The sequence below is a fragment of the Vibrio furnissii CIP 102972 genome, from assembly GCF_000176175.1.
GTDB classification, from domain to species: Bacteria; Pseudomonadota; Gammaproteobacteria; order Enterobacterales; family Vibrionaceae; genus Vibrio; species Vibrio furnissii.
On sequence record NZ_ACZP01000010.1, the window covers coordinates 66,444 to 82,945 of the forward strand.

15 protein-coding genes, 9 tRNA genes and 2 pseudogenes are annotated in these 16,502 nt (G+C 51.8%); 20 read left to right on the forward strand and 6 right to left on the reverse strand.

What is annotated here, in order from left to right:
* The first annotated feature begins 16 nt into the window (after positions 1-16).
* From proC to hemW, 6 genes are read left to right on the forward strand one after another with little or no spacing between them, the layout of a single operon-like run.
* The gene (proC, locus tag VFA_RS01840; protein WP_004724261.1) at positions 17-835 is read left to right on the forward strand and encodes a pyrroline-5-carboxylate reductase; all 819 of its coding nucleotides are present in this window, start codon (positions 17-19) and stop codon (positions 833-835) included.
* Between the two features lie 51 nt (positions 836-886).
* The gene (locus tag VFA_RS01845) at positions 887-1,444 is read left to right on the forward strand and encodes a YggT family protein (protein ID WP_004724262.1); all 558 of its coding nucleotides are present in this window, start codon (positions 887-889) and stop codon (positions 1,442-1,444) included.
* Positions 1,441-1,734 carry a DUF167 family protein YggU gene (gene yggU, locus VFA_RS01850; RefSeq protein WP_038150700.1) on the forward strand — a complete coding sequence of 98 codons (294 nt, stop codon included), beginning with the start codon at positions 1,441-1,443 and terminating at the stop codon, positions 1,732-1,734. The genes VFA_RS01845 and yggU overlap by 4 nt, the downstream gene beginning before the upstream one ends.
* Positions 1,735-1,792: 58 nt before the next feature.
* Positions 1,793-2,224: a DUF4426 domain-containing protein gene (locus VFA_RS01855; protein ID WP_004724264.1), complete on the forward strand. Its 432-nt coding sequence runs from the start codon at positions 1,793-1,795 to the stop codon at positions 2,222-2,224.
* Positions 2,225-2,247: 23 nt separating this feature from the next.
* A complete protein-coding gene (locus tag VFA_RS01860; protein WP_004724265.1) occupies positions 2,248-2,847 on the forward strand; it encodes an XTP/dITP diphosphatase in 600 nt (199 codons plus the stop codon).
* Entirely contained in the window at positions 2,847-4,019 is a 1,173-nt protein-coding gene (hemW, locus tag VFA_RS01865; RefSeq protein WP_004724266.1) for a radical SAM family heme chaperone HemW, read from the forward strand. Before VFA_RS01860 ends, hemW begins: the two co-directional genes overlap by 1 nt.
* A gap of 142 nt (positions 4,020-4,161) precedes the next feature.
* Here the strand turns inward: hemW and glsB are convergent, their stop codons facing one another.
* The gene (glsB, locus tag VFA_RS01870) at positions 4,162-5,082 is read right to left on the reverse strand and encodes a glutaminase B (protein ID WP_004724267.1); all 921 of its coding nucleotides are present in this window, start codon (positions 5,080-5,082) and stop codon (positions 4,162-4,164) included.
* A 172-nt stretch (positions 5,083-5,254) separates the two neighbouring features.
* Positions 5,255-5,974: a tRNA (guanosine(46)-N7)-methyltransferase TrmB gene (gene trmB, locus VFA_RS01875; RefSeq protein WP_004724268.1), complete on the reverse strand. Its 720-nt coding sequence runs from the start codon at positions 5,972-5,974 to the stop codon at positions 5,255-5,257.
* A gap of 462 nt (positions 5,975-6,436) precedes the next feature.
* Here trmB and mutY point away from each other — a divergent pair, with 462 nt between their 5' ends.
* Positions 6,437-7,456, forward strand: a complete 1,020-nt coding sequence (gene mutY / locus VFA_RS01880) for an A/G-specific adenine glycosylase (RefSeq protein ID WP_232281678.1) — start codon at positions 6,437-6,439, stop codon at positions 7,454-7,456.
* Positions 7,457-7,516: 60 nt separating this feature from the next.
* On the opposite strand, the gene VFA_RS01885 is transcribed toward mutY, so the two are convergent.
* Genes VFA_RS01885 through VFA_RS01895 form a run of 3 tightly spaced genes read right to left on the reverse strand, consistent with a single transcriptional unit; the run spans position 7,517 to position 10,391 of the window.
* On the reverse strand, positions 7,517-8,296 hold the full coding sequence (locus VFA_RS01885; RefSeq protein WP_038150702.1) for an ABC transporter ATP-binding protein: 780 nt from the start codon (positions 8,294-8,296) through the stop codon (positions 7,517-7,519).
* Complete coding sequence (locus tag VFA_RS01890; protein WP_004724271.1) at positions 8,293-9,309, reverse strand: FecCD family ABC transporter permease; 1,017 nt, start codon at positions 9,307-9,309, stop codon at positions 8,293-8,295. Before VFA_RS01890 ends, VFA_RS01885 begins: the two co-directional genes overlap by 4 nt.
* The gene (locus tag VFA_RS01895; protein ID WP_004724272.1) at positions 9,309-10,391 is read right to left on the reverse strand and encodes an ABC transporter substrate-binding protein; all 1,083 of its coding nucleotides are present in this window, start codon (positions 10,389-10,391) and stop codon (positions 9,309-9,311) included. Before VFA_RS01895 ends, VFA_RS01890 begins: the two co-directional genes overlap by 1 nt.
* A 237-nt stretch (positions 10,392-10,628) precedes the next feature.
* Between VFA_RS01895 and VFA_RS24270 the strand changes: the two are divergent.
* The 12 genes and pseudogenes from VFA_RS24270 to VFA_RS01955 all read left to right on the forward strand — a co-directional run.
* Positions 10,629-10,721, forward strand: a pseudogene (locus tag VFA_RS24270) (NUDIX domain-containing protein); the annotation flags it as partial.
* 61 nt (positions 10,722-10,782) lie between these two features.
* Entirely contained in the window at positions 10,783-11,055 is a 273-nt protein-coding gene (locus tag VFA_RS01905; protein ID WP_004724274.1) for an oxidative damage protection protein, read from the forward strand.
* A 102-nt stretch (positions 11,056-11,157) separates the two neighbouring features.
* Positions 11,158-12,285, forward strand: a complete 1,128-nt coding sequence (gene mltC, locus VFA_RS01910; protein ID WP_004724275.1) for a membrane-bound lytic murein transglycosylase MltC — start codon at positions 11,158-11,160, stop codon at positions 12,283-12,285.
* Between the two features lie 109 nt (positions 12,286-12,394).
* Positions 12,395-12,470 (forward strand) — tRNA-Phe (locus VFA_RS01915).
* 56 nt (positions 12,471-12,526) lie between these two features.
* Positions 12,527-12,602 (forward strand) — tRNA-Thr (locus VFA_RS01920).
* A 7-nt stretch (positions 12,603-12,609) separates the two neighbouring features.
* Positions 12,610-12,685 (forward strand) — tRNA-Phe (locus VFA_RS01925).
* Between the two features lie 39 nt (positions 12,686-12,724).
* Positions 12,725-12,800: transfer RNA gene (locus VFA_RS01930), tRNA-Asn, on the forward strand.
* Positions 12,801-13,395: 595 nt separating this feature from the next.
* A tRNA-Phe gene (locus tag VFA_RS01935) sits at positions 13,396-13,471 on the forward strand.
* A gap of 48 nt (positions 13,472-13,519) precedes the next feature.
* A tRNA-Thr gene (locus VFA_RS01940) sits at positions 13,520-13,595 on the forward strand.
* A 17-nt stretch (positions 13,596-13,612) separates the two neighbouring features.
* Positions 13,613-13,688: transfer RNA gene (locus VFA_RS01945), tRNA-Asn, on the forward strand.
* Between the two features lie 36 nt (positions 13,689-13,724).
* A tRNA-Thr gene (locus VFA_RS01950) sits at positions 13,725-13,800 on the forward strand.
* Positions 13,801-13,813: 13 nt separating this feature from the next.
* Positions 13,814-13,889: transfer RNA gene (locus VFA_RS01955), tRNA-Asn, on the forward strand.
* A 261-nt stretch (positions 13,890-14,150) separates the two neighbouring features.
* Here VFA_RS01955 and djlA read toward each other — a convergent pair.
* Entirely contained in the window at positions 14,151-15,011 is an 861-nt protein-coding gene (gene djlA, locus VFA_RS01960) for a co-chaperone DjlA (protein WP_004724277.1), read from the reverse strand.
* A gap of 146 nt (positions 15,012-15,157) precedes the next feature.
* Between djlA and lptD the strand changes: the two are divergent.
* Positions 15,158-16,502: pseudogene (lptD, locus tag VFA_RS01965) on the forward strand (LPS assembly protein LptD); the annotation flags it as partial.

Consider the following 16,502-nt stretch of genomic DNA (forward strand, 5'->3'; position numbering starts at 1 on the left):
TGATTTGGATATGATCATGGAACACAGAACCATCGCCTTTATTGGCGCAGGCAACATGGCGCATGCCATCATTGCAGGCTTAGTGGGTAGCGGCTACCCAGCGCAACGCATTATCGCCACCGCACCGTCGGAAACGCGTCGCAAACCGTTGGAAGACAACTACGGCATTCGCACCACCAGCGACAACTTGGCTGCGGCAAGCGAAGCCGACGTGGTGGTCTTGGCGGTCAAACCGCAGTTGATGGCCGACGTCTGTCAGCCGCTGCACGCGATCGACTTTTCCAGCAAGCTGGTGATTTCCATCGCCGCAGGTGTGTCCGTGGCACGTTTGAATGCCATGCTCGGCAGTACACTGAATTTGGTCCGCGTGATGCCAAACACGCCATCGCTGGTCAATCGCGGCATGGCAGGGCTGTACGCAGCGCCGTCAGTTTGCGACGCCGATAAAGCCTTTACCGCCGAGCTGATGAGCGCCGTGGGCAAAGTGTGCTGGGTAGAACAAGAATCGGGCATCAACAGCGTGATTGCAGCGGCGGGCAGCGCGCCGGCGTATTTCTTCTTGTTTATGGAAGCGATGCAAGCCGAAGCGATGGCACAAGGATTTGATAAAGACACCGCGCGCCTGCTGGTACAACAATCCGCGCTGGGCGCCGCCGAAATGGTGCAAGCCAACCCCGACATCGAACTCGCCACACTGCGCGAGCAAGTGACATCGAAAGGCGGCACCACCGCCGAAGCCATTCGTACCTTTAACGACCATCAGTTAACGGAGATTGTGGCAAAAGCGATGCGCGCAGCGGTCAGCCGCGCCGAAGAGATGGAAAAATTATTTTAATCTGACGGTCACTCACCCATGAGTGACCTTTATCTGTAGTAAGGGCTTCTTATGAATGCAATGAGTTTTCTAATCTCCACCCTGTTTGATATTTATATCATGGTCGTGATTCTACGAATCTGGCTACAAGCAGCGCGTGCAGATTTCTACAACCCATTTTCTCAGTTTGTGGTCAAAGCAACGCAACCGGTCGTGGGGCCACTGCGTCGCGTGATCCCATCGATCGGGAGTCTGGATCTGGCCACCGTGCTGTTTGGTTACGTGCTGTGTATTCTCAAGTACGTCGCGTTGATCCTGATCGCTTCACGAGGCGGTGTGGTCTTCAGTGCTGATTTTCTGCTGCTGGGTCTGTTGTCTCTGGTAAAAGCCGCTGGCGGCCTGCTGTTCTGGGTGCTGGTGCTACGGGCAATTCTCAGCTGGGTCAGCCAAGGTCGCAGCCCAGTGGAGTATGTGTTCCATCAACTGACAGAGCCAATGCTGGCGCCGATTCGCCGCATTATTCCAGTCATGGGCGGCTTTGATCTCAGCGTGCTGGTGCTGTTTATCGTGCTGCAATTTGCCAACTTCCTGATGGGCGATATCATTGGCCCCATCTGGTATCAGCTATAATGAAAGCAGCTTGGTTTGACGGGGACGATCTACTGCTGCGGCTCTATATTCAACCCAAGGCCAGCCGCGACAGCATTGTGGGGTTACACGGGGATGAACTGAAGGTGGCGATCACCGCGCCACCGGTGGACGGAAAAGCCAATGCGCATCTCAGTAAATACCTGGCCAAACAGTGTAAAGTTGCCAAGGGTCTGATCGATATAGAGAAAGGGGAGTTGGGGCGTCATAAGCAGATCCGCATCCACACGCCGGCTCAGATACCGCCCGAAGTTCAAGCCATCCTCGACTAGATAGCCAGCTCCCCGCCCACCTATGGCGGGGACTATTTTTTTAAGAAGGAGAAAAACCATGCGTCAATGGATACTCGCCCTGTTGCTTGCATGCGCGGCCATCCCCGCCAGTGCAGAGCAATTGATCAACATCAAGGATGTTGAGGTACACTACTCCGCTTTTAACTCAACGTTTCTGACGCCGCAGGTGGCCAAAAGCTACCAACTGACCCGAAATGGGTATTCCGCGGTGCTCAACATCAGCGTGCTCGATACCAGCACCGTGGGCAAACCCGCCGTGGAAGCGACGCTGTCAGGTCAGGTCAAAAACCTGATCGGCAACATGCGCGAACTGGCATTCAGCGAAGTCAAAGAAGGCAATGCGATTTACTATCTGGCCGAATTTCCGATCAGCAATGAAGAGGAGCTTCGCTTTGATATTGATGTCAACGCCGGCCTCAAAGGCGCTGGCAAGCTGAAATTCACGCAGAAGTTTTACGTTGAACCGTAACCGTTAACCGAAAAGAGAGTGCGATGAAAAAGATTGTTTTAGCCACCGGAAACCAAGGCAAAGTCCGTGAAATGGCCGACCTGTTGGCTGATTTTGGGTTTGATGTGGTCGCACAAAGCGAATTCAATGTCTCTGAGGTAGCCGAGACCGGCACCACCTTTATCGAAAATGCCATCATCAAAGCGCGCCACGCGGCCAAAGAAACCGGCTTACCGGCCATCGCTGATGACTCCGGCCTAGAAGTGGATGCCCTTGACGGCGCGCCCGGCGTTTATTCTGCGCGCTACGCGGGTGAACACGCCACAGACCAACAGAACCTAACCAAGCTGCTCGATGCGATGAAAGATGTGCCAGAAGCGCAGCGCACGGCGCGTTTCCACTGCGTTTTGGTACTGATGCGTCATGAGAACGATCCGACGCCGCTGGTTTGCCACGGCACTTGGGAAGGTCGCATTCTCACCGAAGCGCACGGTAGCAACGGATTTGGTTACGACCCAATTTTCTTCGTTCCGGAAGACAACTGCGCATCGGCTCAACTTGAACCGGCGCGCAAGAAGCAGTTGTCGCACCGCGGTCAGGCGTTGAAAAAACTATTTCAGGCGATTGAAGAGCAAAAGCAGTGATGTTGACCCCGCCGGCACTCAGCCTTTACGTACACATTCCGTGGTGCGTGCAGAAATGCCCGTATTGCGATTTTAACTCGCATGCGCTCAAAGCCGACATTCCGGAAACCGAGTACATTGATGCGCTGTTGGAAGATCTCGACACCGATATCGAGCGCTATCAACTGACGGACGATCCGCGGTTGTTGCACTCGATCTTCATCGGCGGCGGCACGCCAAGTTTGATCTCGCCCGACGGCATCGGCCGCTTGCTACGCGGCATTGAAGCGCGTATTGCGTTCAAACCCGACATCGAGATCACCATGGAAGCCAACCCGGGCACCATCGAAGCCGAGCGCTTTGCCGGTTACCGCCAGGTGGGTGTGACGCGCATTTCGATTGGGGTGCAGAGCTTTGAACCGGAGAAACTCACTCGCCTGGGCCGTATTCACGGCCGCGATGAAGCCGTCAAAGCCGCCCAACTGGCACATCAGATTGGCTTAAATAGCTTTAACCTCGATCTAATGCACGGCCTGCCGGATCAAACATTAGAGCAAGCGCTGGCGGATCTCGAGAGCGCCATCGAACTCGCGCCGCCGCATCTGTCGTGGTATCAGCTCACCATTGAGCCAAACACCCTGTTCTACTTCAAGCCGCCGACCTTACCAGACGACGACGCGCTGTGGGACATCTTCGAACTCGGTCATCAGAAACTGACCGCAGCGGGGTATGTGCAGTATGAAATCTCAGGGTACAGCAAGCCGGGTTATCAGTGTCAGCACAACCTCAACTACTGGCGTTTTGGTGACTACCTTGGCATCGGGTGTGGCTCGCACGGTAAGCTGAGTTTTGCTGACGGGCGCATTGTGCGCACCACCAAGGTCAAACACCCGCGCGGTTATCTGGCGGCGTATCAAAACCTAGCGAAACCTTACCTCGACAGCGAGCAGTTGGTAGCGGATGTGGATCGGCCGTTTGAGTTCTTCATGAACCGCTTTCGCCTGATTGAACCGTGCCCGAAAGCCGATTTCAGCGCCACCACCGGCCTGCCGATCAGCGTGATTCAACCCACATTGGATTGGGCAATTGAACAAGAGTTTCTGAGTGAAACGGAGACTCACTGGCAGATCACCGAGAAAGGAAAACTGTTTCTGAACGATCTGTTGGAAGCGTTTATGGCAGACGACGAGTAACCGCCCTTCCCCTCAACAATCCCCATTTGGCTCAGTCCTTCATGCCGAGCCAAATGGCGATAGCGCCTCGCGCTTTGGACGAGTGTGCCGCCATGCCCTTTAGGGCATGGCCAACCCAATGCGTATTAAACGGGATTTGAAGTTAGAAGATCGAGCGGCCAATGCGCTGCGCGAATAACTCCAGTGCTTTGGTGCCTGCCAGCGAGTTGCCGGACGGATCCAGTTCGGGCGACCAGACCGCAATCGTCATTTCGCCCGGCACGACAGCGATAATGCCGCCGCCCACGCCGGATTTACCCGGCATCCCGACCCGATAAGCAAACTCACCCGCCCCATCGTACAAACCACAAGTCGCCAACAGCGCATTGATCTGCTTACTTTGTGTCGCAGTGATCACGCGTTCATGGGTCAGCACCGACACGCCTTTGTTGGCGAGATAACTGAAGGTTTTCGCCAGTTCGACACAGCTCATGTTGAGCGCGCAGGCGTGGAAATAGTTGGTCAACACAGGGAGCACTTCGTTGTCAAAGTTACCAAATGAGCGCATCAGATAGGCAATCGCCGCATTGCGATCGCTGTGTTGCATCTCCGAGTTCGCCACCACTTTATCGTAGATGATCTGCTCTTCGCCGCACAGTTGGCGTACAAATTCCAACAAACGCTGGCGCGGTGCCGATAATCGGCTGTGCAGCATATCCGCCACCACAATCGCCCCCGCATTGATGAACGGGTTCCGTGGAATCCCCTGCTCCATTTCGAGCTGAATCAGCGAGTTGAACGCTTGCCCAGAGGGCTCTTTACCCACGCGGCGCCACAGTTCATCCGGTTGATACAACCCCATGGCAAGCGTCAAGCTCAGGGCTTTGGAGATCGACTGAATCGAAAATCCTTCGTCTGCATCTCCGGCTTTGATGACCTCACCTTGATTGGTGTAGACCGCCATGCCTAATTTATGGTTCGGCACTTGGGCCAGTGCCGGTATGTAATCCGCGACTTTTCCTTGTCCGATCAGTGGGCGAACGTCATCCAATATGCTCGCCAGTAATTCTGGTGTCGGTTTCATTGTGTCGGCTTTACTTTCTTATTGTTATCGTCCCTATTCCAGCGGAGCGCACCAAATCCACGGTGATTTCCTGAGGAACATTGTCAAAAAAGCCAACATTGCAGCAATGTTGGCTTTCGTTCACGTTACGTGCCGAGCTAGTATCGGCCGCTCGGCCGCGGCTTGTCCAGTATTAACTGATGCGTTTGTATTTGATGTCCCAAACGCCGTGTCCCAGACGATGACCACGCTGTTCAAACTTCGTCAGCGGACGCTCTTCCGGACGAGGGACAAAGTCACCCTCTTGCGCGATGTTCTCAAAACCCGGTGCTTGATTCATCACTTCAACCATGTGTTCTGCGTAGTTTTCCCAGTCGGTCGCCATGTGGAACACGCCTTCACCCAGGATCAACTTCTGGCGCACCATTTCAGCAAACTCGAGCTGAACGATACGGCGTTTGTGGTGACGTTTCTTGTGCCACGGATCGGGGAAGAACAGTTGCAGCGTCGCGAGACTGCTGTCTGGAATCATGTTGGCAAACACTTCCACTGCATCGTGACACATCACGCGCAGGTTGGTGATGCCCGCTTCGCGAGCGGAGGACAGGCACGCACCCACGCCAGGGCTGTGTACTTCGATACCGAAGAAGTTTTTCTCGGGTGCGTTCTTGGCCATTTCAACCAGTGACGCCCCCATACCAAAGCCGATTTCCAGTACCACAGGATTGTTGTTGCCAAACACCTGCTGCCAATCCAGCAGCGCATCCTGATAATCAATTCCCATTGTTGGCCAGCACTCTTTCATCGCTGCTTCCTGACCTTTTGTCAGGCGGCCTTCACGACGCACGAAACTGCGGATTTTACGCACAATTTTGCCGTCTTCGGTGAACTCGTTTTTGGTTACTTCAGTCATTGGTATTGCCTGTTCAATTTTTAGTCTCGACTCAAAGGGCTTGTGATTATCCAAAGAATTGCTTTGGGCGCAAGTGTTATTGTCGTTGAAATCCACTCCTAAGCGACAAGCGGGCACGCGAAGTGCTTCTGCCACCAGCCAACACGCGTCCTTTGCTTGTGTTTGCCATGCGCTGCCGCTTGCACCCCAAGGGCGTTCATCACGCTGAAATTTGGATCATCTGTTTTACATCTTTGTCATTCTATGGTGCAATTTTGCCCCATCACGCTCATGCATGCCGCGCAAATTGTGACTCGATTCGCAAACGCAATGTTTACCAAGGATGAGGCATGCAGGCGCAACATTCGGCTACGGCCACCAACAATCGGACGCGCCATGCAAGACGGCGCGGTTGAACGACGCCGTTCAGCGTCGAATTGATCAGTAACACTTAACCCCATCGGATGACTAAATAGAATGACCATGCCGTCGCTCACACCGAAGCAATTTCAAGAGCACCTGCTCACTTGGCAACGCCACCATGGCCGACACGATCTGCCGTGGCAACAAAACCCATCACCCTATCGTGTGCTGGTGTCGGAAGTGATGCTGCAACAGACGCAAGTCGTGACGGTTATTCCCTACTTTGAGCGCTGGATGGCGAGTTTCCCAACCATCGAAGCGCTCGCAAACGCGACGGAAGATGCCGTCATGAATCACTGGCAAGGGCTAGGCTACTACTCGCGAGCGCGCAATTTACGCAAAGCGGCCCTCTATATTCAAGACACATGGAACGGTGAATTTCCGGCTGACGTCAACGCCCTGCAAAACATCCCTGGCGTCGGGCGCTACACCGCAGGCGCGATCGCCGCCTTTGCCTTCAATACCTATGGCCCCATCGTCGACGGCAACGTGAAACGCCTGTTTTGCCGATATTTTGGCATTGAAGGCGTACCGGGAACCTCTGCCATGGATAAGCAGCTCTGGAGCACAGCCGAAGCGTATACGCCGACTCACAATAATCGCCAGTATGCGCAAGGGCTTCTCGATATGGGAGCGACCCTCTGCAAACCCAAAAACCCAACCTGCGATGCCTGCAGCTTCACAACCACATGCAAGGCTTACCAAACCAACCGCGTGAGTGAACTGCCGACACCCAAACCCAAGAAAGTGACCCCAACTAAGCCCGGACATTTTCTCTGGCTCGAATCCGATGGCAAGTTATTGCTCGAAAAGCGAGCGGACGATGGCATTTGGGGCGCGCTCTGGTGTTTACCCCAGATTTATCTTGAACCGGAGCAGCTTGGGGAGCACATCAAGCTCAAAGGTGCGTTCAAACATACATTTACCCATTACAAACTCGATGGAAAAGTGTGGCAAATTGATAAATTGGGCGTCGAAAATCCCCAACAGCAATGGATGCCGTTGCACCAGTTGGATGATGTCGGCCTGCCCAAACCGATTCGCACTTTCATCGAAAAACACGTGAAGACACAAGCGTAGATGGGACAGGCGCGCTTCACATATCGAGAGCAGGCTCTGAAGCAGAATTTAGCGCGCCTTTCAAACAAGATCATTCCCCAGGAAACGACCTAAATCGGGCAAGAACGTGGTGTAGCTCTGGTGCCCACGTTGGATGTAGCATTGCTGAATCGGCACCCCGTACAACTCGGTCAAGTGGTGCTCCGTTAACACCTCATGTTTGGGGCCTGTCAAACACCGTTTATCTTTCATCAGCAACACCACGTGATCCGCAATGAACTGCGCTTGCGCCGGATCATGCGTTGAAAACAAGATACTGATCTGACGCTCTTTCGCCAACGCGTGGAGCAATTCAATCACCGTGGCTTGATGGGCCAGATCCAACGCAGTCGTCGGTTCATCAAGAATCAAAACATCGCACTCACTCGCCAAGGCGCGGGCAATGAGCACCAGTTGCTGCTGACCGCCGGATAATCGATCAAACGCCTCGTGCGCAAGGTGGTCAATCGACAGCATCGCCAAGGCGCGCTGAGCCATGGTGATGTCATGCTGACTCGGCGAGGAAAACAGGCCAATGGTGTTGGCTCGGCCCATCAACACCATATCGAGAACGGCATACGAAAATGCGCAATCAAAACGTTGCGGCACAAAATTAATCCGCCCCATATGCTCAACGCGGCCTTGCAGCGGTCGTTGATCGCCCAACAGCGTTTTCATCAAGGTCGTTTTGCCTTGCCCATTGCCCCCCAATATCGCGGTGATTTCTCCCCGCGATAACACAAGATCCACGGGGTCAAACAACGGCCGATTTGGGCGATGACCGCAAACCAGTTGCTCCGTTTTCAGGGTGATGGGATTCATCGCAACACCTCCCGGCGATTCAAATAAACCAGCACCATGATCAGCACCGTGCCAATCAGGGCGGTTAAAATTCCCAGCGGCACTTCACCATCGGTGATGGTACGCGCCAGATCATCCACCACCATCATCAGGGACGCGCCAATCGACATCGACGCGGGCAACAACCGCCGATGATCGGGGCCGACGAGCATTCTGCCCACATGAGGCACCACCAACCCAATCCAACCAATGTTGCCACTCACCGCCACTTGGCTGGCGATGATCACCGCACACAGCATCAACACCAGCCAACGCGTGCGGTGCGCACGCACATCCAGCACACGGGCATCATCTTCCCCCATCGACAGCACATTGATGCGCCATCGCATGCCCAGCAACATGACACTGGCCAGACTCAGCGGCAGCGCCATGGTGAGCAAACTTTGCCAATTGGCGGTCGCTACACTCCCTAACAACCAAAACACAATGTTGGGCAGCACTTCTTCTGTGTCGGCAAGAAACTGCACCAAACTGACCAACGCACTGAACAAGCCACTTAAAATGACCCCAGCGAGAATCAACACCAATCGGTTGTGTTGGCCAAATAATTTCGCGATCACAAACACCAACATCAGCGCCAACACGCCAAAACTAAACGTGGAACACAGCAATCCCACTTGCCCAAATCCAAGCAAAATCGCCAGCGTACCGCCAAACGCAGCGCCCGAAGACACCCCGATAATGTGCGGGCTCACCAAGGGGTTTCGAAACACCCCTTGCAAGGTGGCGCCGCACAGCGACAACCCAGCCCCCGCACCTAACGCCATCAGCACTCTGGGCAGGCGAACGTTCCAAATAATCTGCGCTTCAATGGCAGAAGGCGCTGGCGCCACATGCATGATGGGGTGGAGTAACGTGGTGACCACCGACACAAAGCCCATGGCGTAAGTGCCCACACCCAATGACAACAGTGCAATGAGAAACGTGCCCAAGATCAGGGCACTTTGCGACAATCGCGTGTATCGCTGCACCATTATTGCGTCACAGTGCGTGGCGCAAGATCGAACGCAGCGTGATCGAAAGGAACGTGGTAGAAACGCAGGTAATAATCGTTCGCCATTGTTGACATGTCGATGTCTTTAAATTGGGCTGGATAGAGTTTTTTAGCCATCCACATCTCGCCCAATGCCATCGCTTCTGGCGTTGGGTAGCCCCAAGCTTTGGCGTATTCAGGCATCAGATAAACGCGATGTTGTTTCACAGCCTCGATCAATTGCCAGCGGGGATCATGATTGATTTCGTCGATCACATCGGGGTAACGGCTTTGGACAAAAATAACGTCCGGATTCCACATCATCACATGCTCAATAGACACTTGTTGATAGCCTTGGATGGTGCTGGCTGCGACGTTTTTTGCCCCCGCATGTTGCATCATCAACCCAGTGTATTTGCCCGACCCATATGTCGTGAGATTCGGGTTGGCCATGTAAACACGAATGCGCTGCTCGTCAGGAATGGCATTCAAACGTTGAGCCACTTGGGCGCGATTGCGGAAGGTTGCTTGAATTAAATCTTCCGCTTGCTGATCGTGATTGACAATGTGACCGATTAAACGAATCCCTTCTTTCAAGCCTTCGTTATAGGTTTGCTCTTCGTTCACCATGGACGCATTCATTTTATTGGCCTGACTTTGGATGTCCTTGCGCAATGAAATGGCCACCACCGGAATGCCAGCATCTGTCATCTGCTGAATCATGGCTTGCGGCGCATAGTTCGCCACAAACACCACCTGAGGTTGAAGGTTCAAGAGGCTTTCGAGGTTCACTTGCGTCAAATCACCCGGCATGGGCAATGACGGCAAAGCGGGATACAAACGCACCACGTCGGCCCCTAAATTTTGTTTCCAACTGGACAGCACGCCGACGATTTGGTCTTTCGCCCCCAGCTGCATCAGTAAATCTAACGTTTGATGTTGCAAAACCACTACGCGGTCAACGTGGTCAGGGATTGTCACAGTGCGACCCAGTTGATCGACAATGGTACGGCTCGCCAATGCTGAGGCACTCGCGGTGAAAAGAAACACAGCAGAGAAAAAAGAAACAAGACGCTTATTCATAGAGAGAGTTCGGGTTGGATGGACGGAAGGCGTCAAAATACGCCGATGTCCATCAGACTCAAGGCGCGAAATCAAAAAAAGTTTAGATAAATAAAAAATAATTTAATCAAATCTCTGATGCATCATGCGATCTCGCTGCGTGGCCGTGATACGCCACCTCAGCGCCATCCCGCGCCTTTAGCTCAGCGGCCGATTCCGCCCCCCGCATCCGACCTAACATCGATTGTGCTGGAATCGATTTTGCTGGAATTGTCAGGCAATCCCGACATCATCATGGAAGCCAACACAGGTCTTTGGTATAACTTAAGCCAACCTGAAAAAATCCGGTGAAGCCGCAATGGCAAAGTTTGCCAAACGACATTCACACGAAAAAATTAAAGAGGAAGTCATTATGAGCCGCACTGTATTTTGTGCTCGACTACAAAAAGAAGCGGATGGTCTGGATTTTCAATTCTATCCAGGCGAACTCGGCAAACGTATTTTCGACAGCATTTCGAAAGAAGCCTGGGCGCAATGGCAAACCAAACAAACCATGTTGATCAACGAGAAGAAGCTCAACATGATGGATCCAGAGCACCGCAAACTGCTTGAGCAAGAGATGGTGAACTTCTTGTTTGAAGGGAAAGACGTTCACATTGAAGGCTACACGCCACCGAGCCAGTAATAACCTTAAGGTTAGCAAGGTTATTTCTAGAGACATCATCACCTTCTGGTATGATGTCTCTTTTTTTGTCTGACCCCTTCATCCACAACCGCCGGGGAGCGCATGAGAAAGTTAGTTTATTGCATTGCCGCCATGCTGTTGGTGGGCTGCAGTCGTGAATTCATTGAAAGCATTTACGACGTCAACTACGAGCCAACCAACCGTTTTGCAAAAAATTTGGCTCAGTTGCCCGGCCAGTTTCAAAAAGATACTGCGGCCCTGGATGCGCTGATCAACAGTTTTTCGGGCAATATCGAAAAGCGTTGGGGCAGCCGCGAAGTCAAGATTGCCGGCAAACGCAATTACGTAAAATACATCGACAACTACCTCAGCCGAACCGAAGTGAATTTCGACGATGGCAAGATCATCATCGAAACCGTGTCGCCGACCGATCCCAAAGGTCATTTGAAAGATGCGATCATCACAACGCTCTTGACTCCTGATGATCCGGCGCACGTCGATCTATTTTCATCCAAAAACATTGAGCTCAAAGGCCAACCGTTCCTTTATCGCCAAGTGGTAGACCAAGAAAATCAGCCCATTCAATGGAGTTGGCGTGCCAACCGCTTTGCCGATTACCTGATTGCCAATCAACTCAAAGTGAAACAGGTCGATTTCAAAAAAGCCTACTATGTCGAAATCCCGATGGTCGCCGATCAGATTCAAATTCGCAGCTACCAATACGCCGATATCGTGCAGCGCGCATCGCGCAAATACGACATTCCCGAAGATCTGATCTACGCCATCATCAAAACGGAAAGTAGTTTTAACCCTTATGCGGTAAGCTGGGCCAACGCGTATGGTCTGATGCAAGTGGTTCCCAAAACGGCCGGACGCGACGTCTTCAAACTGGTAAAAAACCGTGCTGGCGAGCCGACGCCGGAATATCTATTTAATCCAGAAAACAACATCGACACTGGCACGGCGTATTTCTATATTCTGAAAAATCGCTATTTACGTGATGTTCGCAACCCGACATCGCTCGAATACAGCATGATTTCAGCTTATAACGGCGGCACCGGAGGCGTACTCAATACCTTTAGCCGTGATCGTCAACGCGCGATGCGCGACTTAAATGCCCTGCAACCGAACCAAGTGTATTGGGCGCTCACCAAAAAACATCCCAATGCGGAATCACGCCGTTATTTGGAAAAAGTGACTCAATTTAAGAAAGAATTTAACGCAGGTTGAGAAAAAACCATCAACTTGCTTAAAATAGCGGCAAACAAACCAGTTTTTTAATTTTTTTAGAAAAACTGGTTGACGGCAGAAGGGAAAATCCGTTTAATAGCGCTCCGTTGCCCGGATAGCTCAGTCGGTAGAGCAGAGGATTGAAAATCCTCGTGTCGGTGGTTCGATTCCGCCTCCGGGCACCACAATTTGATGATTGTTGGTGCATAGCACGAACAGTTTTTAGCAAAGAATACAGTGTGCCGACTTAGCTCAGTAGGTAGAGCAACTGACTTGTAATCAGTAGGTCACCAGTTCGATTCCGGTAGTCGGCACCATTCTTTTGCCTCGATAGCTCAGTCGGTAGAGCAGAGGATTGAAAATCCTCGTGTCGGTGGTTCGATTCCGCCTCGAGGCACCATTATTTGGTGCATCACTTCACGCAAGTGACACAAATAATTCCCCCTTAGTTCAGTCGGTAGAACGGCGGACTGTTAATCCGTATGTCGCAAGTTCAAGTCTTGCAGGGGGAGCCACTTTCAGAAAGCTCAGTCGAAAGACTGGGCTTTTCTTTTCTCTGCCCCAAGCCATTCCCCTCACCTTCCCACGCTAGCCCAGCGCATCAACACCCACATTTTATTTCAACTCACATCACTGAAAACCGCGCCATAAAAAACCCGAGTCATTCACATCCGTTTCGCTCGCCACGACCATCCAGTCGTCACTTGATCGCGATTCACGCCTTCAAACCAACGAGTGACACACAACAAGATGCGAACATGCCTCTCAAACCAGCATCAAACGCATGGATTGCGACGTAACACCCACCACGAGAAAGCAGCATCATATTCGCCCGCGACCACACCACGATGCGCACGCCACGCTCACCTTCACATTTGTCCATCATTTTCCTTGGCATCAAGCACGCTTTTTTACCTGCTTTCAGCCACGGAATCCCGCTTCATCATCCGGTCAAACCTACTGCGCTGCGTTTTTGAGGCCTGTTTACACGATATTTTCTAACAAAAATGGATAAAAACAGGCCACTAAGTATAGAAAAGCAACAAACGATCTTTTTTTTGCATTTTGCTGTTGACGACCAAAGCGAAAACTCGTTTAATACACCCCGTTGCCTCGATAGCTCAGTCGGTAGAGCAGAGGATTGAAAATCCTCGTGTCGGTGGTTCGATTCCGCCTCGAGGCACCATATTTTAGATGTTGGTGTAACGCACGAGCATGCAACAAGATTAAGTGTGCCGACTTAGCTCAGTAGGTAGAGCAACTGACTTGTAATCAGTAGGTCACCAGTTCGATTCCGGTAGTCGGCACCATTTATCTAACAATTTATTCCCCCTTAGTTCAGTCGGTAGAACGGCGGACTGTTAATCCGTATGTCGCAAGTTCAAGTCTTGCAGGGGGAGCCACTTTATCAGTAAGCTGATGTGTCAGCTTGTTGAAAGGCCGACTTAGCTCAGTAGGTAGAGCAACTGACTTGTAATCAGTAGGTCACCAGTTCGATTCCGGTAGTCGGCACCATTACAAAATCTATTCCCCCTTAGTTCAGTCGGTAGAACGGCGGACTGTTAATCCGTATGTCGCAAGTTCAAGTCTTGCAGGGGGAGCCACTTTGAGAAAGCCCAGTCTAACGACTGGGCTTTTCTTTTATTTGCCTTTCCCGACCGGTTCGATGTTCATCCCTTCATTTCAGTTCAGCTCAGAGATACACGACACCGCAGGGCCATCGCATGCATGCGCTCATCCGCCTCATCACATCAAGTGCTGAAATAGATGATTGGGTGATTGGGTGAGAATAGCGAAACAACCGCTCGTGGATTCAACGCCATAAAAAAGGCGAGCCTCAGCTCGCCTTCTCTCCGTATCATGCCTTACTTGATGCCCTTTTCCTTTTTGATCAAGTCGTAAGCATGTTGAATCTCTTGTGACTTCTCTTTGGCAACGTTCATCATTTCTGGCGGCAGACCTTTGGCCATCAATTTATCGGGATGGTGTTCATTCATCAGTTTACGATAAGCACGTTTAATCTCTTTGGCATCGGCACTGCCACTCACGCCCAGCACAGAATACGCATCCGCCAAGCGATCTTTGCTCGCCGCTTGTTGCCACTGGCCGCCGCCCGAATACTGCTGCTGCCCCTGCGAACCGCCAAAGCCGCCACCTTGTTGAAAGCGAAACGCCGCTTCGTGCATGCGCAAACGGCGTTCTAATTGATCGGCTGAAAAACCTAAACCGCTCGCAACCTTATGCAGGACATTGCGCTCGGCTGGGTGAATGTCGCCATCAGCCAATGCGGCGGAAATTTGCAGCTCCAAAAAGAACTGCAACAAATCAAAACGACCCCCACTCGAAATTCGCACTTTATTGAGCACTTGTTCAAGGGGGAAATCTGCATCTTTACCCTCACGAAACGCATCTTGCGCCGCGCGGCGCTGTTCGCCATGCAGGTTCATGCGGTCCATCATGATGCTGGCGAGACGAATCTCTTCTTGCGTTACCTGCCCTTTTGCCTTCGCCACATGGCCCATGACCGCAAAGGCTGATTTAAAGAACTCTTCTTGGCGTTCAGCCTGACTGGGGCCATTGCCAAATCCACTGGTGCTGAACCCAGCTTGGTTAAAACGACGGGCTTTATCAAATTGATGCCCGAGAAATAGGCCAAAGATTGCGCCAAGCGGGCCACCAAATAGGAAGCCAAAGAAAGCGCCGAGAATTTTGCCAAAAATATGCATTATGTGCTCTCAATCTATGAATTTTTTAGGTGTGTCGTGGTCTGATAGTGCCGGGAGCGTGAAATTCCTTTATGATAGGAAGCGTTTTTATGAATCAATTCTCCCAATATCGGACTCAAACAATTTCAACAGGATAGTACAATTCGATGTCACGTTTTTCCCGCACGTTTTTAGCCGCTTCGATTAGCGCCGCGCTCTTTGCGCCTCAGACTCAAGCAGACGCTACGGTGGATGACAGTGTGCAGGAACTGCCCACTATCGATCAATGTTTAGTTGACCAGCCCGAGGCTGACAATCCGAATGAACAGCCTATCAATGTCGAAGCGGATAAGCTAGAAGCAATTAATGGCGAACGCGCGACCTATTCCGGCAATGTGGTGGTGATTCAGGGTAAAAAACAGATTCGTGCTGACAACGTCACACTGCACCAAAAAGACAACGTGGTGGTGGCCGAAGGCAACGTCAACTTTAGCGATGGTCAGGTCAAAGCCACCTCAGATAAAGCCACCAATAATCTCACCACGGATCAAATGACGCTGGAGAACACCAAATATAAATTTCTGTGTGAACAGGGCCGAGGTGAAGCCGCGTATATATCCAAAACCGGGAAAGCGGTGTATGGAATCGAAGATGGTTCGATCACCTCGTGTCCGGAAGGCGACAGTGCTTGGCGATTGAGAGCGTCCGGTATTTCCGTTGATCAAAACGAAGAAAGAGCGACCTTTTATAACCCGCGCTTAGAAGTGCTGGATGTCCCCGTCTTCTACTTCCCATACTTAACGGTGCCAATTGGCGACATGCGTAAAATCGGATTCCTTTAACGAACAGTGTCTTACGGTTCGAGGGATGGTTTTGAACTGGAAGTGCCGTTTTAATGGAACTAAGCGCCCAATTAGGATTTAGAAAAGTCAGTGCGTTACATGGAAAAACGCGGCATGAAACTAAACACAGTGTTCCGTTATCTGACGGATTTGGGGGAAGGGAGCCTGAAATCCGAGTACCTTCCCGATGATTCGCTCAACCCAGACGAAGGTAAACGCTGGGCATTCCAATACCAACACAGCGGTATTTACAACGAAGCGTGGAAACTGGAAGCCGATTATTCACGCGTCAGTGACGTCGATTATTTCTCCGACCTCAGCTCAGGCATTGGTAACCGTGAAGATGGTCAGCTGATTCAACAAGGTAAAATTACCTACCGCACGCATTCTTGGGATGCTGCGTTGATGGCACGTGATTTTCAAGTATTGACCACTACAGATAACTCACCTTATCGCCTCATGCCACAGTTATCCTTTAACTATTACGCGCCTGAAGTGATGCGTTACCTCAATCTGGACATGAAGAGCCATGTGGCTCGTTTTGAGACCGATGCGAAGGGCAAGCCATCGGCCACACGCGTACACGTAGAGCCAGGGGTTACCATTCCATTGGGAACCACTTGGGGGACGTGGACCACGGAAGCGCGCGTACTTGGCACTTACTATCAAC